The organism is Mesorhizobium sp. P3_A8 (assembly GCF_056402995.1).
Genome location: NZ_JBFUGI010000055.1, coordinates 1 through 525 on the forward strand (window position 1 = coordinate 1; position 525 = coordinate 525).

General features: G+C 69.1%; 1 protein-coding gene. It reads left to right on the top strand.

Annotated elements, in window-relative coordinates; translation table 11 throughout:
* The coding region (locus tag AC1DX4_RS35125; RefSeq protein WP_477224694.1) for a VCBS domain-containing protein at positions 1-525 on the top strand (525 nt) is incomplete at both ends.

The window sequence follows — 525 nt, forward strand, 5'->3', positions numbered from 1 at the left end:
CCGGCGGCCAGCTGACGATCACCGACCCAGACACGGGTGAAGCGCATGTGGTGGCGCAGGCCAGTACGGCCGGCATCTATGGCGACTTCTCGATCGACGCCGACGGCGCCTGGAGCTACGCCGGCAACGGCGCCCACAACGAACTGACCGCGGGCCAGGTCGTGACCGACACCTTCACGGTGACGAGCCAGGACGGCACGGCGACGGGGACGGTCACGGTGACCATCACCGGCACCAACGATGCGGCGACGGTGAGCTCGGACTCGAAGTCCGTGACCGAAGGCGACACGGCGGCGGCACTGAACACCGGCGGCCAGCTGACGATCACCGACCCAGACACGGGTGAAGCGCATGTGGTGGCGCAGGCCAGTACGGCCGGCATCTATGGCGACTTCTCGATCGACGCCGACGGCGCCTGGAGCTACGCCGGCAACGGCGCCCACAACGAACTGACCGCGGGCCAGGTCGTGACCGACACCTTCACGGTGACGAGCCAGGACGGCACGGCGACGGGGACGGTGACCG